At 63.6% G+C, this 25,885-nt stretch carries 22 protein-coding genes and 1 riboswitch; of the genes, 16 read left to right on the top strand and 6 right to left on the bottom strand.

The features are described 5' to 3' along the window. The first annotated feature begins 161 nt into the window (after positions 1-161). The 7 genes from LB566_RS01675 to LB566_RS01645 all read left to right on the top strand — a co-directional run bounded on the left by LB566_RS01675 (position 162) and on the right by LB566_RS01645 (position 8,151). Positions 162-1,187 carry a LacI family DNA-binding transcriptional regulator gene (locus tag LB566_RS01675; RefSeq protein WP_140549195.1) on the top strand — a complete coding sequence of 342 codons (1,026 nt, stop codon included), beginning with the start codon at positions 162-164 and terminating at the stop codon, positions 1,185-1,187. 62 nt (positions 1,188-1,249) lie between these two features. Then, a riboswitch (cobalamin riboswitch) is annotated at positions 1,250-1,460 on the top strand. Between the two features lie 254 nt (positions 1,461-1,714). Beyond that, the gene (locus LB566_RS01670) at positions 1,715-2,503 is read left to right on the top strand and encodes an ABC transporter ATP-binding protein (protein WP_224622693.1); all 789 of its coding nucleotides are present in this window, start codon (positions 1,715-1,717) and stop codon (positions 2,501-2,503) included. A 46-nt stretch (positions 2,504-2,549) separates the two neighbouring features. Then, entirely contained in the window at positions 2,550-3,497 is a 948-nt protein-coding gene (locus LB566_RS01665) for an ABC transporter substrate-binding protein (RefSeq protein ID WP_224622691.1), read from the top strand. Positions 3,498-3,505: 8 nt separating this feature from the next. Continuing rightward, positions 3,506-4,525: a FecCD family ABC transporter permease gene (locus tag LB566_RS01660; RefSeq protein WP_224623617.1), complete on the top strand. Its 1,020-nt coding sequence runs from the start codon at positions 3,506-3,508 to the stop codon at positions 4,523-4,525. Between the two features lie 129 nt (positions 4,526-4,654). Continuing rightward, on the top strand, positions 4,655-5,134 hold the full coding sequence (locus LB566_RS01655) for a MarR family winged helix-turn-helix transcriptional regulator (RefSeq protein ID WP_224622689.1): 480 nt from the start codon (positions 4,655-4,657) through the stop codon (positions 5,132-5,134). Then, entirely contained in the window at positions 5,131-6,309 is a 1,179-nt protein-coding gene (locus tag LB566_RS01650; RefSeq protein ID WP_140549191.1) for an HlyD family secretion protein, read from the top strand. Before LB566_RS01655 ends, LB566_RS01650 begins: the two co-directional genes overlap by 4 nt. A gap of 309 nt (positions 6,310-6,618) precedes the next feature. After that, the gene (locus tag LB566_RS01645; RefSeq protein ID WP_224622688.1) at positions 6,619-8,151 is read left to right on the top strand and encodes a DHA2 family efflux MFS transporter permease subunit; all 1,533 of its coding nucleotides are present in this window, start codon (positions 6,619-6,621) and stop codon (positions 8,149-8,151) included. A gap of 35 nt (positions 8,152-8,186) precedes the next feature. On the opposite strand, the gene LB566_RS01640 is transcribed toward LB566_RS01645, so the two are convergent. Continuing rightward, positions 8,187-8,693 carry a CAP domain-containing protein gene (locus LB566_RS01640; RefSeq protein WP_140549189.1) on the bottom strand — a complete coding sequence of 169 codons (507 nt, stop codon included), beginning with the start codon at positions 8,691-8,693 and terminating at the stop codon, positions 8,187-8,189. Between LB566_RS01640 and LB566_RS01635 the strand changes: the two genes are divergently transcribed. Together LB566_RS01635 and LB566_RS01630 are read left to right on the top strand one after the other, a co-directional pair. Beyond that, positions 8,680-8,964, top strand: coding sequence for a hypothetical protein (locus LB566_RS01635; protein ID WP_224622686.1), 285 nt, complete (start codon positions 8,680-8,682; stop codon positions 8,962-8,964). The genes LB566_RS01640 and LB566_RS01635 overlap by 14 nt on opposite strands. A gap of 57 nt (positions 8,965-9,021) precedes the next feature. Further along, positions 9,022-9,846, top strand: a complete 825-nt coding sequence (locus tag LB566_RS01630; RefSeq protein ID WP_224622684.1) for a DUF2189 domain-containing protein — start codon at positions 9,022-9,024, stop codon at positions 9,844-9,846. Between the two features lie 26 nt (positions 9,847-9,872). Here the strand turns inward: LB566_RS01630 and LB566_RS01625 are convergent, their stop codons facing one another. The 3 genes from LB566_RS01625 to LB566_RS01615 all read right to left on the bottom strand — a co-directional run bounded on the left by LB566_RS01625 (position 9,873) and on the right by LB566_RS01615 (position 14,705). Further along, a complete protein-coding gene (locus tag LB566_RS01625) occupies positions 9,873-10,505 on the bottom strand; it encodes a LysE family translocator (protein ID WP_140494241.1) in 633 nt (210 codons plus the stop codon). A 114-nt stretch (positions 10,506-10,619) separates the two neighbouring features. After that, the gene (locus tag LB566_RS01620; RefSeq protein ID WP_224622683.1) at positions 10,620-12,596 is read right to left on the bottom strand and encodes a TadE/TadG family type IV pilus assembly protein; all 1,977 of its coding nucleotides are present in this window, start codon (positions 12,594-12,596) and stop codon (positions 10,620-10,622) included. 195 nt (positions 12,597-12,791) lie between these two features. Continuing rightward, positions 12,792-14,705 carry a pilus assembly protein gene (locus LB566_RS01615; protein ID WP_140549186.1) on the bottom strand — a complete coding sequence of 638 codons (1,914 nt, stop codon included), beginning with the start codon at positions 14,703-14,705 and terminating at the stop codon, positions 12,792-12,794. Positions 14,706-14,952: 247 nt separating this feature from the next. Between LB566_RS01615 and LB566_RS01610 the strand changes: the two genes are divergently transcribed. Further along, the gene (locus LB566_RS01610) at positions 14,953-15,813 is read left to right on the top strand and encodes a TIGR01459 family HAD-type hydrolase (RefSeq protein WP_140549391.1); all 861 of its coding nucleotides are present in this window, start codon (positions 14,953-14,955) and stop codon (positions 15,811-15,813) included. 6 nt (positions 15,814-15,819) lie between these two features. Further along, complete coding sequence (locus LB566_RS01605; RefSeq protein ID WP_224623616.1) at positions 15,820-16,800, top strand: bifunctional riboflavin kinase/FAD synthetase; 981 nt, start codon at positions 15,820-15,822, stop codon at positions 16,798-16,800. A 115-nt stretch (positions 16,801-16,915) separates the two neighbouring features. On the opposite strand, the gene LB566_RS01600 is transcribed toward LB566_RS01605, so the two are convergent. Then, positions 16,916-17,470, bottom strand: coding sequence for an HdeD family acid-resistance protein (locus LB566_RS01600; RefSeq protein WP_140494237.1), 555 nt, complete (start codon positions 17,468-17,470; stop codon positions 16,916-16,918). 187 nt (positions 17,471-17,657) lie between these two features. Here LB566_RS01600 and LB566_RS01595 point away from each other — a divergent pair, with 187 nt between their 5' ends. From LB566_RS01595 to LB566_RS01585, 3 genes are all read left to right on the top strand, one after another. Then, positions 17,658-18,470: a MipA/OmpV family protein gene (locus LB566_RS01595; RefSeq protein WP_411910450.1), complete on the top strand. Its 813-nt coding sequence runs from the start codon at positions 17,658-17,660 to the stop codon at positions 18,468-18,470. Between the two features lie 234 nt (positions 18,471-18,704). Continuing rightward, positions 18,705-21,668, top strand: coding sequence for an isoleucine--tRNA ligase (gene ileS, locus LB566_RS01590; protein ID WP_224622681.1), 2,964 nt, complete (start codon positions 18,705-18,707; stop codon positions 21,666-21,668). A 247-nt stretch (positions 21,669-21,915) separates the two neighbouring features. Then, positions 21,916-22,596 (top strand): hypothetical protein, encoded by a 681-nt coding sequence (locus tag LB566_RS01585; RefSeq protein ID WP_140637714.1) that lies wholly within the window; start codon positions 21,916-21,918, stop codon positions 22,594-22,596. A 41-nt stretch (positions 22,597-22,637) separates the two neighbouring features. On the opposite strand, the gene LB566_RS01580 is transcribed toward LB566_RS01585, so the two are convergent. Next, complete coding sequence (locus LB566_RS01580) at positions 22,638-23,087, bottom strand: nucleoside deaminase (RefSeq protein ID WP_224623614.1); 450 nt, start codon at positions 23,085-23,087, stop codon at positions 22,638-22,640. Positions 23,088-23,269: 182 nt separating this feature from the next. Between LB566_RS01580 and LB566_RS01575 the strand changes: the two genes are divergently transcribed. Together LB566_RS01575 and rsmD are read left to right on the top strand one after the other, a co-directional pair. Further along, a complete protein-coding gene (locus LB566_RS01575; RefSeq protein WP_224622678.1) occupies positions 23,270-25,306 on the top strand; it encodes a pseudouridine synthase in 2,037 nt (678 codons plus the stop codon). Continuing rightward, positions 25,303-25,857 carry a 16S rRNA (guanine(966)-N(2))-methyltransferase RsmD gene (rsmD, locus tag LB566_RS01570; protein ID WP_224622676.1) on the top strand — a complete coding sequence of 185 codons (555 nt, stop codon included), beginning with the start codon at positions 25,303-25,305 and terminating at the stop codon, positions 25,855-25,857. The genes LB566_RS01575 and rsmD overlap by 4 nt, the downstream gene beginning before the upstream one ends. Positions 25,858-25,885: the final 28 nt, after the last annotated feature.

Below are 25,885 nucleotides of genomic sequence, written 5' to 3'. Positions count from 1 at the left end.
CCCCTCCTGGCTGGCACCACGGTAGTCCGTAAATGACTTCCGTAAACGTTTACGATGACACACCCGATGGCGTATATTGTCAATCGGATTTGTACCGTCGGTTCTGAAACGCCTTGGCCGCACGACCGGCTGGTGCTAGCCAGAAGCAGGAGGGGGAGGTCTTGGCATCCAGCATTCACGATCTTGCACGGCATCTGAATATTTCGATCGGCACGGTCTCGCGCGCGCTTAACGGGCGCGCCGACGTCAATGCCGAGACGCGCCAGCGCGTGCTCGACGCGGCGCGGCAACTCAACTATTCGCCGAACCAGTCGGGCAGGAACCTTCGCCGTGGCACCACGCATGCCGTGGCCTTCATGCTCCAGCCGCATCCGGGCGACCAGGAATATGGCGAGCCGTTTTTCATCCCGTTTTTGAGTGGGCTGCAAGCGGCACTGGCCGAACATGGGCTCGACCTGATCATCGTCATGGGCGCGCCGGGCGACTATCAGCAGGAGCGCCTGCGCCGTGTCGTCGAGACACGTCGTGCCGATGCCGTCGTGCTGGCCTGGACGCGGCGCGAGGACGATCGCATCGACTATCTGAGCAAGGCAGGCTTTCCCTTCGCGACGCTCGGCCGAAGCCGGTCCGGCGACGACAACTATCCTTCTCTGGACCTGGATTTCGAGAAGGCGGGCGCCGATGCAGTCGACCGACTGGTCGCGCGCGGCCACCGCCGCATCGCCGCCATCCGGCCGTCGCTTGACCTGAATTTCGGTTATCTGTTTCTGGAGGGCTATGGCAAGGCGCTGCGGCGGCACGGCATCGAAGTCGATCCCGCCCTGATTGTGGATGGTTTCATCAACGAAGCCGGTGGCTACGCGGTGACACCGCAAGTCATGCGGTCGAAGGATCCGCCGACCGCGATCATCTTCAACAACGACTCGATGGCGCTCGGCGGCTGCAAAGCGCTCGCCGAAATGGGGATCAAGCCCGGCCATGATGTCGCGGTGATCGTCATCGTCGACACGCCGCTCTGCCGTTATTTCTCGCCGGCGCTGACCGGCTTTCGTCCGAGCCTGGATCCGATGGGGCGGCGGCTTGGCGAAATCCTGCTCGCCTCGCTCCCGGCTTTCGCCGGCGCGAAAGGGCCAGAGATCATTCGCGAGGTCTGGCCGCTGGAACTGGTGGCACGCGATAGTGATTGACCATGCGAGTGTATTGTTATAACAGAACATGCATCGACCTTGCCTTGACGCTGCCTGCATCCTAGGCTGCGACTCGTGATGGTCCCCGCGCCGCAAGGCGAGGGGTGAAAAGGGAACATGGTGAGGCCCACCTTTCGGGTCGAAGCCATGGCTGCCCCCGCAACTGTAAGCGGCGAGCAAAATCCGAAAAAGCCACTGGCCGGCAAGGCTGGGAAGGCAGGATGGCGCAACGACCCGCGAGCCAGGAGACCTGCCATCTGCATGAGTGACCGGACGGGGTGTGCCGGGAGGAGACGCGGGTTCGGTCTTGTCGACCGGTTCAAGCCAGCTTCCTTCCGTCGCCATTTTTGAAAGTGACGGAAGTTGGACGGCGCCATCGATCGCATTCACTGCATTCCCATGCATCGCATCGTCGTGTGCACGCTTTGCCGCGATATCGCCACCGAGGTGAATTCAGGCCAGCGTCCGGCAGGACTGGCAGGCAAGACGCTGGCCCGTATTCCCGCAGGCCCTGCAAGGAATTGCCCATGACCGCGCCGCTTCTCGAGGCCCGCGACCTGGCCGCGGCGGCGGATGGCCTGCATCTGGTGCATCCGGTCAGCCTTTCGGTGGCGGCGGGCGACCGCCTCGCTATCATCGGGCCCAACGGCGCCGGCAAGACGACATTGCTGCGCATGCTGTCGGGCATGCTGCGGCCGAGTTCGGGCGAAGTGAAGCTCACCGCGCGCCGGCTCGACAGGATTTCGACCGCCGAGCGGGCGCTGCACATCGCCGTCGTCGGCCAGACCGATCAACCCGATCCACGACTGGCGGTCATCGACTATGTCGAGCTCGGCCGGGTTCCGCATGCCGGCCGCAGGCACAGGAGCGAGGAACGCGACATTGTCGTCGAGGCGCTGCGCCGGACCGGGCTGTTGCCGCTGCTTGGCCGCACCATCGGCTCGCTGTCGGGCGGCGAGCGCCAGCGCGCCCAGCTTGCCCGCGCCATCGCGCAGGAGCCGAAGATCCTATTCCTCGACGAGCCGACCAACCATCTCGACCCGCGGGCGCGCAGCGAGTTGCTCGAACTGGTGGCAGGCCTCGGCATGACCGTGATCGCGGTGCTGCACGATCTGGCGCTGGTGACGCCTTTCGCCACCAGGGTCGCGGTGATGAGCCATGGCCGCTTGCATGTGCTGGCGCCGCCACGCGAAGCACTCACCCAGCAGCTGATCCGCGAGATCTTCGGTGTCGACGTCTTTAGGTTGCGCCACCCGACGGAGGACCGCGAACTGACGGTGTTCGAGGTTCCGAACCGTGCCGCGCCATCTTCGTGATCGAAGCCATTTCCGGCAGATCCTGTTCAACAAAGGAGCAATATCCGTGAAACGCCTTGCCGTGTCTCTTGCCTTCTCCCTGCTGGCCTCTACGGCCTTCGCCTTTCCGGTGACGGTCGACAGCTGCGGCAAGCCGCTGACGTTCGACGCGCCGCCCAAGCGTGCCGTCATTCACGATCTCAACATGGCCGAGATGGCCTTCGCCCTGAAGCTGCAGCCGTCGATCGTCGGCCTGACCGGCATCACCGGATGGTACAAGGTCGGCCCCGAATTCAAGGCCGAGCAAGGCTCGATCCCGGAACTGGCGCCCAAATATCCGACGCTGGAAAACCTGGTCGCTGTCGAGCCCGACTTCTTCTTCGCCGGCTGGTACTACGGCATGAAGCCGGGCGGCGAGGTGACGCCCGATACGCTGGCGCAGCACGGCATCAAGACCCTGGTGCTGACGGAAAGCTGCGTCCATCTCGACAAGAACCGGCCTGCCGCTTCGATGGAGCTGCTCTATGGCGATGTCGAGAAGCTGGGCAAGATCTTCGGCAAGGAGGCCGAGGCGGATAAGCTCGTCTCCGGCTGGAAGGCGCAGCTCGCCGAAATCACGGCCAAGGTCGGCGACCGCAGGGGAACGCGCGTGTTCCTCTATGATTCCGGCGAGGACAAGCCGTTCACATCAGGCAAGTTCGCCATTCCCAACGCCATGATTTCCGCGGCCGGCGGCGACAACATCATGGCCGACATGAACACCAGCTGGGGCAACACGGATTGGGAGACGGTGGCCTCGCGCAATCCGCAATTCCTCATCCTGCTCGACTATCAGGATGGCGGCGGCTACCGGAAGCTGCTCGATTTCCTGAAAGCGCATCCGGCAATGAAGGAGACGGACGCGGTCAAGAACGAACGCTTCGTGGCGCTTCGCTATGCCGAACTGACACCCGGGCCGGCCAACATCGAAGCGATCGGCAAGATCGCCAGGGCGATGCATCCGGAAGCTTTTTGACCGGGACCATGACCTTGCGGCACAAGGCATTCCTATTGGCCATTACGGCGGCCGCGTTGGCAATCGCCGTGCTCGCGCTGCTGTCGATCGCCTATGGCTCGACGATGATCCCGCTGGGCGACGTCGTGGCAGCGCTTGGCCATGCGATCGGATTGAAGGGACATGACGTGTCCGGCCCGGTCGGCAGGATCGTCGTCGACCTCAGGCTGCCGCGCACCATCCTGGCCATCTGTGTCGGCGGCGGCCTGGGCGTGGTCGGCGCGCTGTTGCAGACGGTGACGCGCAACGATCTTGCCGATCCGTTCCTGTTCGGCCTCTCGTCGGGAGCCGCCGCCGGCGCGGTCTCCGTCATCACCGTCTTCGGCGACAGTTTCGGGATCTGGACGCTACCGGTCGCCGCATTCACCGGCGGTATTCTGGCGGCTTGCGTTGTGCTTTTGCTGGTTGCGCGGGTGAGGGGACAAGGCCCCGAACGGCTGATCCTCGCCGGACTTGCGGTCTCCTTCATGTTCACCGCATTGACCAATTACCTGGTCTTCGCCGGTGACCAGCGCGCCGCCCATTCGGTGCTGTTCTGGACGATGGGCGGTCTCGGCCTGGCACGGTGGGACAATATCTGGCTGGGGGCGCTTGGGGCCGGCACGATTGCGGCGTACGGGCTGTGGAATCATCGCCGGCTGGACGCTTTCCTGGCCGGCGAAAATGCCGCTGAAAGTCTTGGCGTGCCGGTGGCGCGAATGCGACGGACGACGTTTCTGGTCGCCGCGTTTTCGACCGCGATCCTGGTTTCGGTGGCCGGCGTCATCGGCTTCGTCGGCCTCATGATCCCGCATCTGTCGCGGCCGCTGGCCGGCGCGCTGCATCTGCGCCTGATCGTAAGTTGCGCGTTGTTCGGGGCGGTACTGTTGCTCGCTAGCGACCTTCTGGCGCGCACATTGCTGCCGCCGCAGGAACTGCCGATCGGCATCATCACCAGCTCGCTCGGGGCTTTCTTCGTCGTCACCACGCTGATCCGCAACCGCTTGTGATGGGTGTCGCGGCAACCGAAACTCATCGGACGCGGCCATGATTGTGCTGCACGGCTGCCATGCACGTTTGCCGGCTTCTGGAACAATGCCGGGCTTGAATAGTAAGCACGCTTATTATATATCCCACTCATGGTTTCCGAAGGCATAGACAGATTGGGATTTTTGATCCACGACGTGCAGCGGCTGATGCGAAAGCGCTTCGAAGCGCGCGCCAGCGGCCTTGGCCTGTCCTCGGCGCAATGGCGCCTGATGGTTCGCGTCGCCAAGGAAGCGGGCGTCTCGCAGGCGCGGCTTGCCGAACTGCTCGAAATCGAGCCGATCAGCGTCTCACGGCTGGTCGACCGGATGGAGGAGGGCGGCTGGATAGAGCGCCGCTCCGACGCCGCCGACCGCCGCGTGCGCATGATCTTCCCAACCCCCAAGGCAAGCGCCGCCTATGCGGAGGTCAAGAGCCTCGCCGGCGAAGTCTATGAGGAGTCGCTGACCGGCGTTTCGCCGGACGATCGCCGCGTCCTGATCAGGGCATTGGATGCGATGGCACAGAATCTCGCGGATGGCGATTCACCGTCCTGCGACAAGGTCAAGAATACGGAAGGCGCAGCAGCATGAACGCGGTAGCCAAGGTTGACGAAAACGCCGCCAAAGTGGAAATGGAAGCGCCGCAGCAGCCGGCTGCGGCCCCTGTTACAATGGCTCCTCCGGTGGAGCCGGCGCCGGCGCCAAAGAAGAAGCGCCGTCTCGGCCGCTTCTTGTTGATGTTCGCCCTGCCGGCGGCTCTGGTCATCGGTGGCGGCTATGTCTGGGTCACTGGGGGGCGCTACCAGGAGACGGAGAACGCCAACCTGCAGCAGGCCAAGGTATCGATCGCCTCGGATACGGCGGGCCGCATCGTTCAGGTCGCGATCTCGGACAATCAGAGGGTGAAGCAAGGCGATCTTCTCTTCGCCATCGACCCCGAGCCTTACCGGATCGCGCTTGCGCAGGCCGACGCGGCGGTGGCCGCCGCGCGGCTCAACGTCGAGCAGCTGCGCGCCGCCTACAGCCAGGCCATGGCACAGGAGAAATCCGCCAGCAGCGAAGTTGCCTATGCCCAGTCGCAATACGACCGTGCCGCCGATCTCGCCCAGAAAGGCATCAACGCCAAGTCTTCGCTCGATGAGGCCAGGAACGATCTCGACAAGGCAAAGCAGCAGCTTGCCGTTGCCGAACAGGGCATCGTCAGCGCCAAGGCCGCGCTTGGCGGCAATCCCGATATCGAAACCGACAAACATCCGACCGTGATGTCGGCGCTCGCCGCGCGCGACAAGGCTGCCTACGACCTGGCGCAGACCACCGTGAAGGCGCCCGCCGATGGCGTCGTCTACCAGGCCGCGTCCTTCAAGGTCGGCCAGTATGTCGGCTCCGGCACGCCGCTGTTTTCGCTGGTCGAGACCGGCGATACCTGGATCGACGCCAATTTCAAGGAAACGCAGCTGACCAATATGAAGCCGGGCCAGAAGGCCGAAATCGTGGTCGACACCTATCCGGGCAGGACCTTCGAAGCGACGGTCAAGGCCATCGGCGCCGGCACTGGCGCGGATTTCTCGCTGCTGCCCGCGCAGAACGCCACCGGCAACTGGGTCAAGGTCACCCAGCGCATTCCGGTCCGTCTGGAGCTGAGCGATCCCGACGCCAAGATGATGCTGCGCACAGGCATGAGCGCGGCCGTCACCGTCGACACGGGCGTGGCGCGCGGCCTGCCTGGCATTTTCGGCCACGCCACGGCTGGCGAGCCCGCGAAGTAAATCAGCGGAAGCCCGGGTGGATCATGCGGGTGGACGCACAGAGCAGGGGATTGGTCTGATGGGAGGAGTGGAAGGGTCAGCCTTCGGGTCAAACCGCATCGCGGTTTGATCGAAAGCTGAGATCTTCGACACGGACCCGTCGGTCCTCATGTTTCCGGGCGGCAGGCATCCGCTCAATCGAGACTTTCGGTCGATGTAACCCCCACATCGATAATCGCGTCCCACCGCGATGAGGGTCTCTCAACGGAAGGCTTTGCCGCCCGGAAACCCTGTGTACACGTTTTTGTTACCGGCTGGAAGTTCCGCATCATGAGCACGCCAGAACCTTTCAAAGAAGTGCCGCATCGCGGCCTGATCACGGTTGCGCTCATGCTGGCGACGATCATGCAGGCGCTCGACACCACGATCGCCAACGTCGCGCTGCCGACCATGACGGGCGATCTCGGCGCCTCGCCCGACAACATCAACTGGGTGCTGACCTCCTACATCGTGGCGGCGGCGATCATGACGCCGGTCACCGGCTGGCTCGCGGACCGTTTCGGCCGCAAGGAACTGTTCCTGACGGCGGTGGTCGGCTTCACCATCTTCTCGATGCTGTGCGGTCTGGCCTGGAGTCTTGAAACCATTGTGTTGTTCCGGCTCATGCAAGGCGTGTTCGGCGCCGCGATCGTGCCGCTGTCGCAGACCTTCCTGCTCGACATCAACCCGAAGGAACGCCACGGCCAGGCAATGGCCATCTGGGGCGCCGGCATCATGCTGGGGCCGATTCTGGGTCCCACGCTCGGTGGGTGGCTGACCGAGAATTTCAGCTGGCGCTGGGTGTTCTTCATCAACCTGCCGGTCGGCATCGTCGCCTTCCTCGGCATGGCCGCTTATCTGCCGGCCATTGCGCGGCGGGTGCGAAGCTTCGATTTCTTCGGCTTCGCCATGATATCGCTCGGCGTCGGCGCGCTGCAGCTGCTGCTCGATCGTGGCGCCGAGGTCGACTGGTTCTCGTCAGTCGAGATCTGGATCGAGCTTGGCCTTTCGATAACCGGCTTCTGGGTGTTCATCATCCACACGATGACCGCGGAGCATCCCTTCATCGACCCCAAGATCTTCCTCGACCGCAATTTTGTGACAGGGCTGGCGTTCATCTTCGTCATGGGCGTGCTCATCCTAGCAAGCATGTCGCTGCTGCCGCCGATGCTGTCGACCATCTTCGGCTATCCGACCATCACCATCGGCATCGTGATCGGGCCGCGCGGCGTCGGCACGATGATCTCGATGCTCGTCGTCGGCCGGCTCATGAGCAAGGTCGACGCCAGAATCCTCGTCGTCATCGGCTTCCTCCTGACCGCGCAGTCGCTTTACACGATGGCCGGCTTCTCGCCCCAGATGGACAACTGGCTGATCATCACTTCCGGCATCATCCAGGGTCTGGGAATGGGAATGGTATTCGTGCCGCTGTCGACGGTGGCTTTCGCCACGCTTGACGTGCGCTTCCGCACCGATGCCACGGCTTTGTTCAGCCTTGTGCGCAACCTCGGCTCTTCCATCGGCGTATCGGTCGTGACGGTGCTCATGGTGCGCAATACACAGATAAATCACGCCGAGCTTTCCGCCTTTGTCAATCCGTTCAACCCCAATCTGTGGGCGGTTTCGCCGGCGGCGGCCGGCGGCGACCAGATGGCATTGTCCCAGGTCGACAGGATGGTGAACATCCAGGCGATGATGATCTCCTACGTCAACGACTTCAAAATCCTGATGATCATGACGCTGGCCGCCATTCCGTTCGTGATCCTGCTGCGCAAGCCGAAGGCGGCGCCGGCCGGCGCCGCGCCGGCGGCACATATGGATTGATATTCGACGGCTGTCCGCTGCCGGCGACGGCTTTGCTACCTTCCGAGCACCAGGGCCCAGTAGCGCAGGCTGGGGTCGCGGCCGTCGCGGACATAGGCAAGCCCGAAACGGCTGAAGTCCGGGTCGAGTATGTTGCGCCGGTGGCCGGTCGAATGCATCCAGATATCGAACAGTTTCTGCTGGTCGAAGCGGCCTTCGGCGATGTTCTCGGCCGCAGCGCCGCGCACGCCATTGTCCTTCATGCGCGAGGCGAAATCCTTGCCCCAACCGGTGGTGTGACTCATGCGCGTCCGCGACGCCATGTAGCCGGCCTGCTGCAACGCCGCCTGTTCGAGCTGGGTGTCCGCGGTCAGCGGAGTCCGCCCGGCCGCGGCGCGCAAGTCGGCTAGGGTGGCCGTGGCGGAGGAAGAGACACCTGCGCCCTCACCGGTGGGCACGGAAACGGTGCTGCAGGCGGCAAGTCCGGCAATGGCCGCGAGACCGATCAGCAAGGAGCGCCTTGTCCGGCGCGGTTCTGGAGGGAGGTCGATGACAATGCTCATTCCTGCCTGCATAGTCGCGATCATGGCTTTTGACGGGCAAGCCGAAGAAACTGACGAGGAAATTGATGCTTGGCCTTCGCTGATCGCACCGCGTCGTCTTCAAACGTTGCGTTTGGCCATCCAGCTTCGAATGGCCCATCCTCCGAGAAATCCGATGCCGAAGATCGCGCGGCTTCTGCCGGGCAGGGATGACAATCCCGTGATGGCCTGTCCGGAACCATCGATTTGGCGACAGCCCCTGGCAAATCGGGTATGCTGTTACATCTACTAGTGGCAGCTACGGGCGGCCATCACGGTGGTGACCGCCCCCGACAAAGGGAGGAAGCTTATGGCCAGCTTTCATGTCATGGCGGACGCGCGTGGAATGCATGTGCAGCCCATGGTGCGCCACATCACCACATCGGACCTCTGGGATGCGCTGCGGCTCGGTGCCGAGGATTTCTGGGCAAAACCGTCTCACTACGTTTTCCTGTGCCTGATCTATCCCATCGTCGGCCTGATCCTGACGCAGTGGACGTCTGGCTCCAACGCCATTCAGCTCGTCTATCCCTTGATGTCGGGATTCGCCCTTGTCGGCCCTTTCGCCGCGCTCGGCCTCTACGAGATCAGCCGCCGGCGCGAACTCGGCATGAACACCAACTGGCGGCATGCCCTCGATGTCCGCCACTCGCCGGCGGTGCCTTCGATCGCGGTCATCGGCATCATGCTTTTCGTGCTGTTCCTGTTGTGGCTGTTCACCGCGCAGTCGATCTACACCAGCCTGTTCGGCGACCAGCCGCCGGCTTCGATCGGCGCCTTTGTCCGCGACGTGCTGACGACCAGCAAGGGCTGGACCTTGATCCTTCTCGGCAACGCCGCTGGCTTCGTTTTCGCCGTGATCGTGTTGGCCACCACTGTCGTCGCCTTCCCGCTGCTGCTCGACCGTGATGTCGGCGCCGTTTCGGCCATCGAAACCTCGGTGCGGGCGGTGACGGCAAACCCGCTGCAGATGGCTCTTTGGGGCCTGACGGTCGCGGTGCTGCTGGTGATCGGTTCGATCCCGCTGTTTGTCGGGCTCGCGGTCGTTATGCCTATCCTTGGCCATGCCACCTGGCACCTCTACCGCAAGGTGGTGGAACCGGAGCGGACCCAGCAGACAAGGCGGCCTATGTAGACCAACGCCGACGCCGCAGCCCGCCCTCAGCGCTGCGCGTCGGTCGCCATCTTCAGCGCCAGCGCCGTCAGCACGCCTCCCATCATCCAGCGCTGGATGACCAGCCACAAAGGCCGCCCGGCGAGAAAGGCCGCGATGGAGCCCGCCGTCACGGCGATGATGGCATTCACGGTCAGGCTGATCGAAATCTGCGTCGCGCCGAGCACGAGAAGCTGAGACAGGACATGGCCTTTGCCAATGCTGATGAACTGCGGCAGCAGCGACAAGTAGAGCACCGCCACCTTCGGATTGAGCAGATTGGTCATCAGGCCCATGGCGAACAGCTTGCGCGGCCCGTCTTTCGGCAGGTCGCGCACCTGGAATGGCGAGCGTCCGCCCGGTTTCACGGCCTGCCAGGCCAGCCACAGGAGATAGAGCACGCCGGCAAAGCGCAGCGCGTCATAGGCGAAGGGTACGGCCAGCAGCAGCGCCGTGATGCCGAATGCCGCCGACAGCACATAGAAGAGAAAACCGACGGCGACCCCGCCAAGCGAGATCAGTCCGGCCTTCGGCCCTTGCGAGAGCGAGCGCGAGATCAGGTAGATCATGTTTGGACCCGGCGTCAGCACCATGCCCAGGCAGACCAGCGCGAAGGCGAGGTGGTTGGCGGTATCGGGCATTGTTCGTCCCCAGGCGTGCCGCGATGGATGCGATCCAGCGTGCGGCCACTATGTGCCCGTTGCGGCAGGCGCCCACAAGGGCTTGTCGGCGCCAGGCGTTGCGCCAGAGTTGGGCTAACCGACGACGCGCAGGTTCGACAATTCGTTGCCGATTTCCTTGAAATCGTTCGACAGGCTGGCGCCCGTCGCGTTCCAGAACAGCTTGGCGGGTTTGCTCGGATCCGCCGGGTCTTTGCGGAAGCGCGATTCCGACGAGCATGATTTCAGCGCATCGATGGCGTTCTTGTCGCTGGTCTTGGTCGTGGACAGGTCGAGAGCCACCGTCATCACCATGATGTTGGCCGCCTTGGCGTTGTAGCAAAGCGTCGTCATCTGCTCGTTGAGCGCGCTGGTGTAATTGCCGTTCGAATAGTCGAACTGGCCGATGGCGCTGGATGTGCCCATGAACAGGCGCCCGACCGAGGTGCCGGCATAGCCGGGCTTGAGATAGCCATAGGACGCGTAGGTCGACTTCGAATCGGCGGGGTCGGAATAGCTGAGCGAGGAAGGCGTGTAATAGGTGTTGGCGCCGTCGGTCAGCACGATCACCACCTTGTCGTTGCCTTTTTCTGTTTCCGGACGCCCCTGCGTGAACGGCTCGCCGCTCGAGACCACCCGCCAGCCCCAGCCCATGCCCTCGGGAACATTGGTGCCGCCATCCGGCTGCATCAGGTCGATCGCGGCCTTGATCGTGGCGAGCCCATCGGCGACGCTGACGTCGGTCAGCGGCGTGATCGGGTTGGTGGTGCAGCTGTAGTTCGGGCCGTTGCCCGCGGGCAATACCGGTGCATCGATCGGCCGCGGCTGGAAATATTTGGCCATGTTGCGCAGCCGGGCTTGGCCGCTGCTGCTCGACGGATCGTCGTTCCACCAGCTGTTGATGGCGCCATAGGTCTTTGGCGCGGCTTCGTTGGGATCCTGGGTGATCTTCCAGTGATTGCCGGGTTCATCCGGGGCGAACATCGGCACGAACATCGTCGCCGGATCGCCCACGCCTATCCCGGTGTTGGCCGAGCCGCCGGACGGCGGGGCGTCGTTGACATTATAGGGATAGGGCCGGGCTTCGACACAGCCTTGCCAACTGGCGAACGGACCGTAGGAATCGACATAGTCGTATGCGTCGTAACTGCGCTTGCAGGTATTGTTCCAGTTGTATTCAGCACAAACAACGTGCTTGCTGTTTTTAACACGCTCATGGCTGGTGACGACCTTCATGTCGCGGTAGAGCGAAAACCGGGTCAGCATCTGGCCTTCCTCGTCGCCCCAGCCGGTGCCGCGTTTGTACCAGATGCCGTTGGTCTGCTGGGCGTATTTGTTGGCGGCGTTCAGCGTCGACCAGTCGAAATTCTCGTTGGACACCGGTGACAGGCCCTCGGTGTCCATCCAGGACGCGTTGCCGTTGCCAGGACCGACATTGACCGAGGCGGCAAAGGGTACGAGGCCGAACTGCACCGGCTTGTCGACCTGCTTGATCATCGCGGCCTGCTGGGCAAGCGTGTCGACCAACTGCTTCGCCGCGGTCTTGAGGAGATCGATGCGCTTCTGCCCCGAGCCGGTTCCGGGCGTGACCATCGATCCGGAATTGTCGAGCACCAGCGCTACTTCGAGCGTGTTCTTCAGCCGCACCTCAGAGCATGCGGTGAAGCCGATATTGGTGGCGCCGGTGCCGCCGAGCAGTATCTTCGCCGTCGGCAGGAAGTAAGGATTATAGGTCAAGGTGCCGCAAAGCTTCATTGTTCCGCCGCCAGCGGCGTTGCTGGGCAAAGTGAGGTTGAGCGTCGTGTTGGCGGGATCGACATCGTTCAGATTGGCGTTGAAGAAGTCGAGCGCATAGGCTCTCAGCTGGGCGTCGGTGGCGCCTTCCGTCAGGCGGCGCGCCGTGGCGAAGTTGGCGGCGTCGAGCGCGTTCAACACCGTCTGCTTTTCGCGGTTCATTTCCGTGAAGTCGACCGCGAGCGCAAGCCCGCCCATCAGCGGGACCATCGCGAAGGCCGTCATGAGAGCATAGTTGCCGCGCCTGTCGCGGCGGAACTGACGCCAGATTTCACGCATGTCTTGCAGCGGCCCCCGCCGGCGGATTCTCGATCGACGCCAGCTTTCCACAAAACGCTGAAGGACGGGTTTGGGAAACCGCTCGATTGCTTGGTTCGCGCTTCACCAAGCACTAACCAATCTGGAGCGGCACCCGGGGGGCCGTCCAGAACGACGCCCCGCTGGATGCAGAGCGTCGACGTGGAATTCGTCGGATCAGCTGACGATGCGCAGGTTGGACAGCTCGTTGCCGATCGCCTTGAAATCGTCGGACAGCGTTGCGCCCGTCGAATTCCAGAACAGCTTCATCGGCTTGCTCGGATCGGTCTTGTCCTTGCTGAAGCGGGAATCAGAAGAACAGGCCTTCAGCGCATCCATCTGCGTTTTCTCCGCCGTCTTGGTGGCGTCCAGATCAAGCGCGATGGTCATGACCATGACCCCGGCGGCCTTGGCGTTGTTGCAGAGCGCGGCGAAATGCTCGTTCATCGCCTTGGTGTAGTTGGCGTTGCTGTAGTCGTCCTTGGTGACATCCGTTCCGAGGAACATGCGGCCATAGCTGTAGCCGTTGCTGTAGGGGACGACGTAACCGAGAGCCGAATAGATCGCCTTGCTGCCAGCCAGGTCGTTGCCGCCATAATTCCAATTGGTTCCAGAGTAGGTCTGCGCCGTCACCGAGGTCGGCGTGTAGTAGGTGTTGGCGCCGTCGGTCAGCACGATCAGTACTTTGTCGTTGCCTCTTTCCGTTTCGGGCCGGCCCTCGGTGAATGGTGCCGTGCTGGAAAGGGTCCGCCAGCCCCAGGCCATGCCTTCCGGCACGTTGGTGGCGCCGTCGTCGGCCATGGCATCGATGGCGTTCTTGATCAAAGTTGCGCCGGCTGTCGTGGAAACATCGGTCAGTGGCGTGATTGCCGTCGTGCTGCAGCTTGTATTCGGCCCGGCGTCCATGCCGTAGGCCGGCGTCACCTTGTTCACCCAGTCGAAATATTTTGGCATATAGCGCTGGCGTGCGGCATCGGACGCGCCTGAACTCACTGGGGCGTCGACATCCCAATTGTTATTGGCTGGCCTTGAAGAGCTATCGACGCGGTCGGTTTCGTCGGGCGCGAACATCGGCACGAAAAGCGTTGCAGGCAGTGTCGTCGATGCAGCTGTGTCCTGGATATTGTATGGATATGGGCGCGACTCGACGCAGCCACCCCAACTCGCGACCGGCGCATAGGTGAAGGTCGCGTTCGATGCACAGGTACCGTCCCAATTCTTGAGACTGCACGCTGAAATGCGTTTCATCTGTTTGTAGATCGAGAACCGGGTCAGCGGCTGGTCTTTCTGGCTCGCGTCCCAGCCGGTGCCTTTCGCGTACCAGATACCGGCAATCTTCTCTGCGTATTTGGTGGACGAAAAGGACGAACTCATGGTCGTCCAGTCGAAATTCTCATGATGGATAGGCGAGATGCCGGTCGTGTCCATCCACGCCGCCGAGGCGTTGCCAGCACCGACATTCACGGAGGCGGCGAAGGGAACGAGGCTGAACTGGACCGGCTTGGTGACCTGCCTCATCTGCTGGGCCTGGCCGGCCAACTGGTCGACCAGCTGCTTGGCGGCGCTCTTGAGAAGGTCGAACCTCACCTTGTTCGAGCCTTTGCCGAGCTCCTTCATCGAACCGGAATTATCGAGCACCAGCGACACTTCCAGCGTGTTCTTGAGGCGCACTTCGGAGCAGGTGCTGAAGCCGATATCGGTGCTGCCGGCGCTGCCGCCCAGCAGCAATTTAGCCGTCGGCTCGAAATAGGGCTTGTAGACCAAGGTAGCGCAGAGCTTCAGCGTCCCGCCGCCCGTGTTGTTGTTGGGCAGCGTCACGGCCAGCGTGGTGTTGGCCGGATCAATATGCGCGAGATTGGCTTCGAAGAAATTCTTGGCATAGGCCACCGCGTCGGCGTCGCTGGCGCCGGCAACGATCTGCTGGGCCGTGGCGAAGCCTGCCGCGTCCAAGGCATTCAAGGCGTTTTGCCTTTGGCCCACCATTTCCGTATAGTCGACGGCGATAGCCACGGCGCCCATCAGCGGCACCATGGCGAGCACGGTCATCAGCGCATAATTGCCACGCCGGTCGCGTCCGAATCTTCGGATCATTGTCACAGCTGCCCCCGCGAAATCGATTGTCAGTGGGGACGGTGTCATAAATCGTTAAATTTCAGGTTTCTGGAATATATCCAAGGTCAGGCCTCACCTTCAAAGCTCGTTAACCAACCGGTGAACGGTGGCGGATGTCCGTTAAGGGCGAAAGCTGGTGACAGGCTGGACCGGTTCGGATAATTCCAACCGGCTGCGGCGAACCGTCGGCTGCGGCACCGCAACGATCATGACTGAAGGATACGGCATGGCGGCCTCGCCTGACATTATCGGTTCGCTCGAAGACGTGTCGAAGAACTATTCGGCCATTCTCTGCGATGTCTGGGGCGTGGTGCACAATGGCGAGACGCATTTTCCGGCGGCGGCTTCGGCGCTGACGGCAGCCCGTTCGGCCGGCATCCCCGTCGTCCTGATCACCAATTCGCCGCGCCGCAGCGCCGACGTCGTGGCCCAGATGAACGCCATCGGCGTTCCCCCATCGGCCTACGACCGCGTGGTCACCTCGGGCGACGTGACCCGCGACCTGATCGTGGAAGGCCCGCGAAAGATCTTCCATGTCGGCGCCGAGCGAGACTTCACCCTCTATGACGGGCTCGACGTCGATCTCGTCGAGGAGTTCGAGGCATCCGGCGTTGTCTGCACCGGCCTGTTCGATGACGAAGTGGAGAAGCCCGAGGACTATGCGGAGCTGCTGCGGAGGCTGCGCGCCAGGAATCTGCCTTTCATCTGCGCCAACCCGGATATCATGGTCGAGCGCGGCGAACGCATCATCTGGTGCGCCGGCGCCCTGGCGCGCGACTACGCACAGCTCGGCGGCCGCACGCTGATCGCCGGAAAACCTTATGCGCCGGTCTATGATGTGGCGATGAAGGAGGTGGCGGAGATCCTTGGCCGGCCGGTAGAGCGCCGCCAGGTGCTGGCTATCGGCGACGGCATGCTGACCGATATCAAGGGCGCGGCCGACAATGGTTTCGACGTTCTCTATGTCTCGGGCGGCATTCATGCCCGCGACTATGGCGATGCATCGCAGCCGGATCCCGCAAGGCTCGCCGCGTTTCTTGACAGGCACGGCTATCATCCAGTGGCCGTCATTCCCAGGCTGCGGTAGATGGCGATGGACGCTTTCCAGCACCTTTCGGCAACCGCGCCGCTGCCTGCCGATTTGCGCGGCGGCGTTGTCGCGATCGGCAATTTCGACGGTGTCCATCGCGGTCATCAGGCGGTGCTCGAACGGGCATTGGCGGAGGCGCGTCGGCGTGGCGTGCCGGCGCTGGTGCTGACTTTCGAACCGCACCCGCGAAAGATATTCAGGCCCGACATACCGCTGTTCGTGCTGACGCCGCCGCCGATGAAGGCGCGGCTCCTGTCGCTGCTGGGCTTTGCCGCGCTCGTCGAACAGCCTTTCACGCGCGACTTCGCCTCGTTGTCGGCGGAAGCCTTCGTAACCGACGTGCTTGAGAGAACGCTTGGCATCACCCATGCCGTGACCGGCTTCGATTTCCATTTCGGCAAGGACCGCCAGGGCGGGCCGGCCTATCTGATGGCGGCTGGCGAGCGCCACGGCTTCGGCGTCACGCTGGTCGATGCATTTCGGGACGAGAGCGCCGAGGTGGTTTCATCGAGCCGCATCCGCGCCTTGCTTTGCGATGGTGAGGTGGCCGAGGCCGCCGGACTGCTCGGCTATCGCTTCACGGTGGAGAGCGAAGTCGTGGACGGCCAGAAACTGGGGCGAACGCTCGGCTTTCCGACCGCGAACATGAGGCTTCCCGCCGAGGCCGCCCTCAGGGAAGGCATCTATGCCGTTCGCTTTCGCCGCGCCGACGGAAGGCTGCATGACGGGGTCGCCAGCTTTGGCCGCCGTCCGACAGTCGACGATGATGGCGCGCCGCTTCTGGAAACCTTCGTCTTCGATTTTTCCGGTGACCTCTATGGCGAGATCTGCCAGGTGTCGTTCTTCGGCTACCTGCGTAGCGAGATCAAGTTCGACGGGCTTGACGCACTGGTCACGCAGATGAAGCGCGACGAGGCCGAGGCGATGGCACTGCTGGCCGGCGTCAAGCCGCTTTCGCAACTCGACGCGGCCATGGCTTTTTGAAGCATGATCCCGAAAAGTGGAGCCCGGTTTTCGGGCAAGATCATGCTTTAACAAAATGAGCATGGTCCCGAAAAGTAGCGCCGGTTTTCGGGTTAGATCATGCTCGAATCAGACATTACTTTTTCAGCGCCAGACCGACGGCGATGAAGGTCCAGCCCTGGAAGATCAGGTCGATTGCCAGGAACAGGCCGAGCACCCATACGCTGTTGACCGGCCAGCCCATGGCTATGATCAACCCTGCGATCGCGCTGATGGCGCCGGCCGCTACGATCCAGCCCCAGCCGCGCTCAGGTCGGTGGCTGTAGCCGACCCAGGCGCGCAGCACGCCGGAAGCGACGAGCGCGACGGCCAGCAGGAAGGTCAGCACCGCCGAGGCCAGCAGCGGGTTGTCGAAGGCGAAAAAGCCCGCGACCGCGTAGAGCAATCCGCTGAGCAGCCAATAGAAGAAGCGGCCCCACGTCTTCACCCCGAAGGCATGCATGATCTCGATGATGCCGGCCACCAGCATCAGCCATCCCACGACATAGACGGAAGCCACGGTGGCGATGAAGAGGTTGCCGAAGGCAATGCCGCCGAGGATCAGCAGCAACACGCCCAAGCCAACAAACCACCCCCACTTTGCTCGCGTCTGCCCGATCGCGTTCTTCAGTGCATCGCCGTGCAAGGTCATGTCGCCATCTCCATCGAGGACCGCCAGCAGGGAATGAAGTTACCCTTGGTGCCGACCCGCGTCCAGCCGACGGCGGCCGGATGGTGCAAGCAATGCGAGCCGGACGTCTCGACCTTAAATCAAATTTTACCAAAGCCTCTTCAAAGCTGTGACCGAAAGACAGTCGTATCGTGTTAGTGGGGTAGTCATGAGTCCGGTCGGGAAAATTTCTGCAGCCTTGGCTACCGTCATGCTGGCTACCTCGGGTGCGGCCGATGCCGGCGAGGGCGCCTTCGGCTGGCTGTCCGGCGATTGGTATCTGACGGTGGGCGCCACCGGCATGGTGGCGCCCAATTTCGAGGGCGGCAAGAAGTACCTGCTCAGCGCCTCGCCGATCATCTCCCTGGGCAAGGCTGGCCCGGCGGCCCGCTTCACCTCGCGCAACGACAACATTTCGCTGGCGCTGGTCGACGATGGCGGCGTCCGCGCCGGCCTGACCGGCAAGTTCCTGTTCTCGCGCGACGACGGCGATGCGGATGAGCTGAAAGGCCTCGATCCGGTCCGCTGGGGCGGCGAGGTGGGCGGCTTCTTCGAATTCTATCCAACGGACTGGATACGTGCGCGTGCCGAGCTGCGGCACGGTATCCGCGCCCATAACGGCTTCGTCGCCGACATCGCCGCCGACGCCTTCTACGACGTGACGCCAACCGTCAGGATTTCTGGCGGGCCGCGCGTCTCGTTCGCCTCCGCCAAATATTTCGACGCCTATTACGGCGTCAACGCACAGGAAGCCGTGGCCTCGGGGTTGAACCAGTATAATCCCGGCGGCGGCCTGAAATCGGTCGGCCTTGGCGGCGCGGTGACGTGGAAGGTGACCGACCCGATGACCGCCAGCCTGTTCGGCGAATATTCGCGCCTCGAGGGCCCGGCCGCCGATTCCAGTCTGGTCAAGGAGCGTGGCGACCGCAACCAGTTCATGATCGGCGTATCGACGACCTATCGCTTCGATTTCAAGATGTAGGTGAATCGAACGAGACGCTTTATTCCTGCGCTCATCTCCGCTAAAAGCCCACCAATGACGAGCTTTTCGCGTTCCGTCGCGATTACGATACGAATTACCAGCCCGGTGTTCCGGACGGCCTGAGAGCTGTCGGAGCCGCCGGGAATCTTGCGCGCGACCCCTCGCGCTTTTTCCAGATCATGATAGTTCAGGCCCGAGCTCCTTTGCCGCCGGGCAATCCACAATGGCAGACCAATGACCGATACAGCTGAGACGATCGACTATTCCAAGACGCTTTACCTGCCGCAGACGGATTTCCCGATGCGTGCCGGTTTGCCCGAGAAGGAACCGGTGCTGGTCAAGCGCTGGCAGGAGATGGATCTCTACCGCAAGCTGCGCGAGGTCTCCGCCGGCCGCCCGAAATACGTGCTGCATGACGGTCCGCCCTATGCCAACGGCAACATCCATATCGGCCATGCTCTGAACAAGATCCTCAAGGACGTCATCAACCGCTCCTTCCAGATGCGCGGCCGCGACGCCAATTACGTGCCCGGCTGGGACTGCCACGGCCTGCCGATCGAATGGAAGATCGAGGAGCAGTACCGCGCCAAGGGCAAGAACAAGGATGAGGTGCCGGTCAACGAGTTCCGCAAGGAATGCCGGGATTTCGCCGCTCACTGGATCGGCGTTCAGGGGGCGGAATTCCAGCGCCTTGGCGTCATCGGCGACTTCAAGAACCCGTATACGACCATGGCCTTCCACGCCGAGGCGCGCATCGCCGGCGAACTTTTGAAATTCGCCATGTCGGGCCAGCTCTATCGCGGCTCCAAGCCGGTGATGTGGAGCGTCGTCGAGCGCACCGCGCTGGCCGAGGCCGAAATCGAATACCAGGACTACGAGTCGGATACGATCTGGGCGAAGTTCCCGGTCGCCAGTCTGGTGCGCCCCGTCGCTGACGGGGAAACCGCACTGACCGAGGGCGCTCTCGATCTGCTGCAGGCCCATGTCGTCATCTGGACGACGACGCCCTGGACGATCCCCGGCAACCGTGCCGTCAACTATTCGCCGCGTATCAACTACGGTCTCTACGAGGTCACGGCAGCTGAGAACGCCTTCGGCCCGCAGCCGGGCGAAAAGTTGATCTTTGCCGATACACTGGCCGAAGAGGCTTCGGCCAAGGCCAAAGTCACCTTGAATCGTCTTCGCAGCGTGTCGGCGCAAGAGCTTGGAAGTCTTACGCTTTCGCATCCCTTCAAGGGTCTTGGCGGCGGTTACGGGTTTCCGGTGCCCATGCTTGCCGGCGACCATGTCACCGATGATGCGGGCACCGGGTTCGTTCACACGGCGCCGGGCCATGGCCGCGAGGATTTCGACGCCTGGATGGATGCGGCACAGGACCTGCGTGCGCGCGGCGTCGATACCGCGATCCCGTTCACCGTCGATGATGCCGGCTTTTTCACCAAGGACGCCCCGGGCTTCGGACCGGATCGCGAGGGTGGCGCGGCGCGCGTTCTCGACGACAACGGCAAGAAGGGCAATGCCAATCAGGCGGTCATCGACGAGTTGATCAAGCGCAACGCCCTGTTTGCCCGCGGTCGCCTCAAGCACAGCTATCCGCATTCCTGGCGGTCGAAGAAACCGGTCATCTTCCGCAACACGCCGCAATGGTTCGTCTACATGGACAAGGACCTCGGCGACGGCACGACGCTGCGCAGCCGTGCGCTGAAGGCGATCGACGACACCCGTTTCGTGCCAGGGGCGGGGCAGAACCGCATCCGGGCCATGATCGAGGAGCGGCCCGACTGGGTGCTGTCGCGCCAGCGCGCCTGGGGCGTGCCGATCGCGGTCTTCGCCGACGCCGACGGCAATGTGCTCCAGGACGAGGCGGTCAACCAGCGCATCATGGACGCTTTCGAGAAAGAGGGCGCCGATGCCTGGTTCGCCGCCGGTGCCAAGGAACGTTTCCTCGGCAATCACGATGCCTCCAGATGGAAGCAGGTGACGGATATCCTCGACGTCTGGTTCGATTCAGGCTCGACCCACGTTTTCACGTTGGAGGATCGTCCGGACCTCAAATGGCCGGCCGATGTCTATCTCGAAGGCTCCGACCAGCATCGCGGCTGGTTCCACTCCTCGCTGCTCGAAAGCTGCGGTACCAGGGGCAGGGCGCCCTACGATACCGTCGTCACCCATGGTTTCACCATGGACGAGGACGGCCGCAAGATGTCGAAGTCACTCGGCAACACCGTCGTGCCGCAGGACGTGATCAAGCAGTCCGGCGCGGACATCCTGCGCCTGTGGGTGGTGACGACCGATTATTGGGAAGACCAGCGGCTCGGCAAGAACGTGCTGCAGACCAACATCGACGCCTACCGCAAGCTGCGCAACACCATCCGCTGGATGCTGGGCACGCTCGCCCATGACGATGGCGAGGAGGTGCCGCTGGAAGGGATGCCGGAGCTGGAACGGCTGATGCTGCATCGCCTCGCCGAACTCGATGAGGTGGTGCGCCAGGGCTACGATGCGTTCGAGTTCAAGCGCATCACCCGTGCGCTCCTCGATTTCATGGTGGTCGAGCTGTCGGCCTTCTATTTCGACATCCGCAAGGACGCCCTTTACTGCGATGCGCCGTCGAGCGCGAAGCGCAAGGCCTCGGTTCAGGTGGTACGCCACCTTTTCGACTGCCTGGTGAGATGGCTGGCGCCGATGCTGCCCTTCACCATGGAAGAGGCCTGGCTCGACCGTCATCCCGATGCCGTCTCGGTGCATCTCGACCAGTTCCCGGCGATCCCGGAAAACTGGAAGAACGAGGCGCTGGCGGAGAAATGGCGCAAGGTGCGGCAGGTGCGCCGTGTCGTCACCGGTGCGCTGGAAATCGCGCGTGCCCAGAAAGTGATCGGCTCGTCATTGGAAGCGGTGCCGGTCGTTACCATCGACGATGCGGCGCTCGAAGCCGCGATATCGGATGTCGACATGGCCGAGATGGCGATCACCAGCGATCTCGTCGTCGCCCATGGCGAGGCGCAACAAGGCGCCTTCACGCTCGACGACGTCAAAGGCGTCGCCGTGGTGATCGAAAAGGCCGAGGACCGCGGCCTGGTCAAATGCGCGCGGTCGTGGCGTTATACCGCCGATGTCGGGCAGGATCCTGCCTTTCCCGATGTCTCGGCGCGCGACGCCGCCGTGTTGCATGAGCTGAAGGCGCTGGGAAGGCTCTAGATGCATGTCGCCCAAAAGTGTGCCGCGGTTTTGGGACAACGACATGCATCAATGAAATAGTGCACAAATGCCACGCCGGATGGGCGAAACCCGTCCGTGCGTTGCCCTTAACGAGTGGTTGAGGTAAACACGCGAAACTCCGGAAGACAAATTGTCGCCGGATTTCCGTCGCAAGTGCTTGGACGATGGGGGCCGGACCTTGGGACCGGCGGCGATCGAGAGGCTGTCTAGAGTGGGACTTTTTGGCATGACCGAGAGATTTAACGCGCGCCTCGCGCTGTTGGCGCCGCTTGTCGCATCGGGACTCGCTCTGTCCGGCTGTGTCGGTTCTCCGACCTACGGCACCGACAAGACCGCCGGCGAACAACTGGCCGGCGATCTCACCGGCGCTTTTTCGTTCGCCCCCAAGCGCAAGGAACACATCGATTACAAGCCGCGTCCCACCCTGGTGAAGCCGGCGCCTGGTCAGAAGGAAGCGCTGCCGGCGCCACAGGAGAGCATCGAGACGGCAAGCGCCGAATGGCCCGAATCGCCCGAGCAGCGCCGTGCCCGCCTGCGCGCCGACGCCACCGCACACCAGGATGATCCGTCCTACCAGTCGCAGATCGTCGATGATGTGCAGACGGATCCCGCCTCGGTGAAGAAGGCGATGGAGGAATCCGGCTCAAGTCACCCGCCGCGCTGGACGCCTGCCGATTCCGACAAGGGCCGCGCCGCCGACATCCAGCGCCGCCTCGCCGAAAGCAAGCAGGGCGATCCGAATACCCGCAAATATCTGAGCGAACCGCCCCTTGCCTATCGCGTCGCATCCGACACGGCGCCGCAAAACGAACTCGGCGAAGACGAGTATAAAAAGGAACGCCGCCTCAAGAGGGAGGCGGAAGGCAAGAAGGGCAGCGGCTGGTTCGACTGGCTGCCATCTCTGTAAAAAGCGGGCCGCGTTTGCTTGCCGACGGGTATTGCCTCGGTTCAGTCCCGGCGCTCCCGAAAGAAATCCCTCAGCAGCAGGGCTGCTTCGGCCTCTGCCATGCCCGCATAGATGTCGGGCGTGTGATGGCAGGTCGGCGAAGCGAAGAAGCGCACGCCATTGACCACCGCGCCGCCCTTTTCGTCCGCGGCGCCAAAGTAGAGCCGGCGCAGTCTGGCGAAGGAGATGGCGCCGGCGCACATGGCGCAAGGCTCCAGCGTCACATAGAGATCGTGTCCGGTGAGCCGCTCGCTCGACAGCCTGCGACAGGCTTCGCGGATGGCCAGCATCTCGGCATGGGCCGTTGGATCGGCAAGCTCGCGGGTGCGGTTGCCGGCACTGGCCACGACCGTGCCGGCGCTGGCGATGACGGCGCCGACCGGCACTTCGCCACGCGAGGCCGCCGCTTGCGCCTCCTCCAGCGCCAGCGCCATGAAATCAGGCCGCTTCACGCGGGTTTCCATTCCGATTATCTCCTCGCCACTCGACGGTGATCCTGTTATTGAGCGCATAACCTCGAAAATCGGGTACGGTTTTCGGAAATGATCATGCGCCAAATCAAAAATGCTACAGCGTTCGTTGCGCGCCCGAAAGGATGCGCCACGCTGTAGCAGCGCAAACGGGCAAAGGCCACATGGACGACAACGACAAGAAATCTCCGCGCCAGAAGGGTCCGGGCAAAAGCGGTCCGAAACCGGCGGCGGCGCGTGGGCGCGATGCCGGCAAAGGCGGGAAGCCGGCCTTCGGCGCCAAGAAACCATTTGCCAAGCGTGGCGACGGCGGCAAGCCCTTCGAAAAGCGCGAAGGACCGCGAAAGCCCTACGCGCCGCGTGGCGAGCGGCCAATGGCGGCCGATGGCGAACGGCCGCCGAAGCGCGAGTACAAGCCGCGCGAGGGCGGCGAAGGCGGGCGCTCGGAGCGGCCGTTCAACAAGGGTCCCCGTCCGCAAGGCAAGCCCTTCGAAAAGCGCGAAGGGCCACGCAAGCCCTACGCGCCGCGTGGCGAGCGGCCAATGGCAGCCGAAGGCGAACGGCCCCAGAAGCGCGAGTACAAGCCGCGCGAGGGCGGCGAAGCCGGGCGTTCGGAGCGGCCGTTCAACAAGGGCCCGCGTCCGCAAGGCAAGCCTTATGAGAACCGCGAAGGGCCGCGCAAGCCCTATGCGCCGCGCGGCCGCCCGGCTGAAGGTGCGGCGGGCGAAAGACGCTTCGATCGACCTAAGCGTGGTTTTGCCGATCGGCCCAAACCCGACTTCTCTGACCGTCCAAAGCGCGATTTCGCGGACCGTACGAAGCGCGATTTCGCTGCCGACCGGCCGCAAGGCGGTTTCAAGCCCCGTCCGCGTCCTGCGGAGGCGCCCGAGGAAGCCGGCGAGCGGATCGCCAAGCGGCTGGCTCGCGCCGGGCTTGCCTCGCGCCGCGACGCCGAGGAGTTGATCGCGGCCGGCCGCGTCAAGGTCAACGGCCGGGTTCTGTCTTCGCCGGCCTTCAATGTGATGCCCGACGACATCATCCATCTAGACGGCATGGAGATCCCGCCGATCGAGCGCACCCGGCTGTTCCTGTTCCACAAGCCTGCCGGCGTCGTGACCACCAACCGCGACCCTGAGGGCCGCAAGACCGTCTTCGACGTGCTGCCGGCCGAATTGCCCAGGCTGATGACCATCGGCCGGCTCGACATCAACACCGAAGGCCTGCTGCTGCTCACCAATGATGGCGGCCTGTCTCGCGTGCTCGAACTGCCGGCCACCGGCTGGCTGCGCCGCTACCGGGTGCGCGTCCATGGCAAGGTCGAGGAAAGTGCGCTTGCGGGCCTGCGCGAAGGCATTGCCGTGGACGGCGTCTTCTATGGCGCCATCGAGGCGAGCCTCGACCGCGAGCAAGGCTCGAATGCCTGGCTGACGATCGGCTTGCGCGAAGGCAAGAACCGCGAGGTCAAGAATATCCTCGGCGCGCTCGGCCTCGACGTGACGCGGCTGATCCGCATCTCCTACGGCCCGTTCCAGCTCGAGGATCTTCCCGAAGGCCATGTGCTGGAGATCAAGGGCAAGGTTTTGCGCGATCAGCTCGGCGAACGCCTGATAGAGGAATCCGGCGCCAATTTCGATGCCGAGATAACAAAGCCGTTTTCCAACCTGCCGGTGCGGCGGGTCGAGCCGCGCCGCGAGGAGGCCGAGCGGCCGAGATTTTCGCGCGAGGGTGACCACCGGCCGGCCGGCGAGGGCGGCCTGATCAAGAACCGCAAGCGCCGCGAAGGCAGCCGCGACGAAGCGCTGGGCAAACTGTCGACCAGCCCCGACAGAAGCGCCAGGTCGGAAAAAAGCTTTGGCGACCGCGGCCCGCGGCCCGAGCGCGGTGGCTTCGGCGACAAGCCGCGCGGCGGTTTTGGCGGCAAGCCGGGCGGCAAGAAATCCGAGCGCGAGCAGCGGCCGATCGAACCGCCGGGCCAGCGTAAGGCCAATGTCTGGATGGCGCCGGGCGCGCGGCCGATCGGCAAGGGCAGGGCGGAGGCGGATGCCGCCAAAGCCGCTGAAGCCAAGGCCCGCAAGGCGTCTTTCAAGCCGGCTTATGGCAAGCCGGGCGGCTCAAAGCCGTTCGGCAAGCCGCGTGGCGAGCGTTCGGGTGGCGGCGGCGAGCGGCCGCGCGGCGGTCCCAAGGGTCCCAGGGCGAAATGAGGATCGTCGGCGGCGAGTTTCGCGGGCGCCCGCTGGCGACGCCCCGCGGCAGCGCCATCCGCCCCACGACCGACCGCACCCGCGAGGCTGTTTTCAATGTGCTGGCGCATCGCTTTGCCGATCGGTTGCAGCGCGCGCGTGTGCTCGACCTGTTCGCCGGAACGGGCGCGCTCGGTCTCGAGGCGCTGTCGCGCGGTGCGTCCTATGGCGTCTTCATCGAGGAATCGGCGGAAGGCCGCGGCCTGATCCGCGACAATGTCCAGGCCTTCGGGCTGACCGGCCGCACCAAGATCTTCCGGCGCGACGCAACGGCTCTGGGCGAGGCCGGCACGCTGGCGCCGTTCGACCTCGTTTTCGCCGATCCACCCTACGGCAAGGGTCTTGGCGAGCGCGCGCTGAGGTCGGCCAGGCAAGGCGGCTGGCTGCGTCCCGGCGCGCTGTGCGTCGTCGAGGAGGCAGCGGCGGCGCCTTTCGAGCCGGGACCGGGATTTTCGGTTGTCGACGAGCGCCACTATGGCGAGACGCTGATCCGGTTTGTCGAGGCCGCCTGAGTTAAGCTTCATTTGCCGGCGAGGATGG

The organism is Mesorhizobium sp. CA13, assembly GCF_020165235.1.
GTDB lineage: Bacteria > Pseudomonadota > Alphaproteobacteria > Rhizobiales > Rhizobiaceae > Mesorhizobium.
Note: the sequence above shows the minus strand (reverse complement) of the source record. Positions and strands in the feature narration are given on the sequence as shown.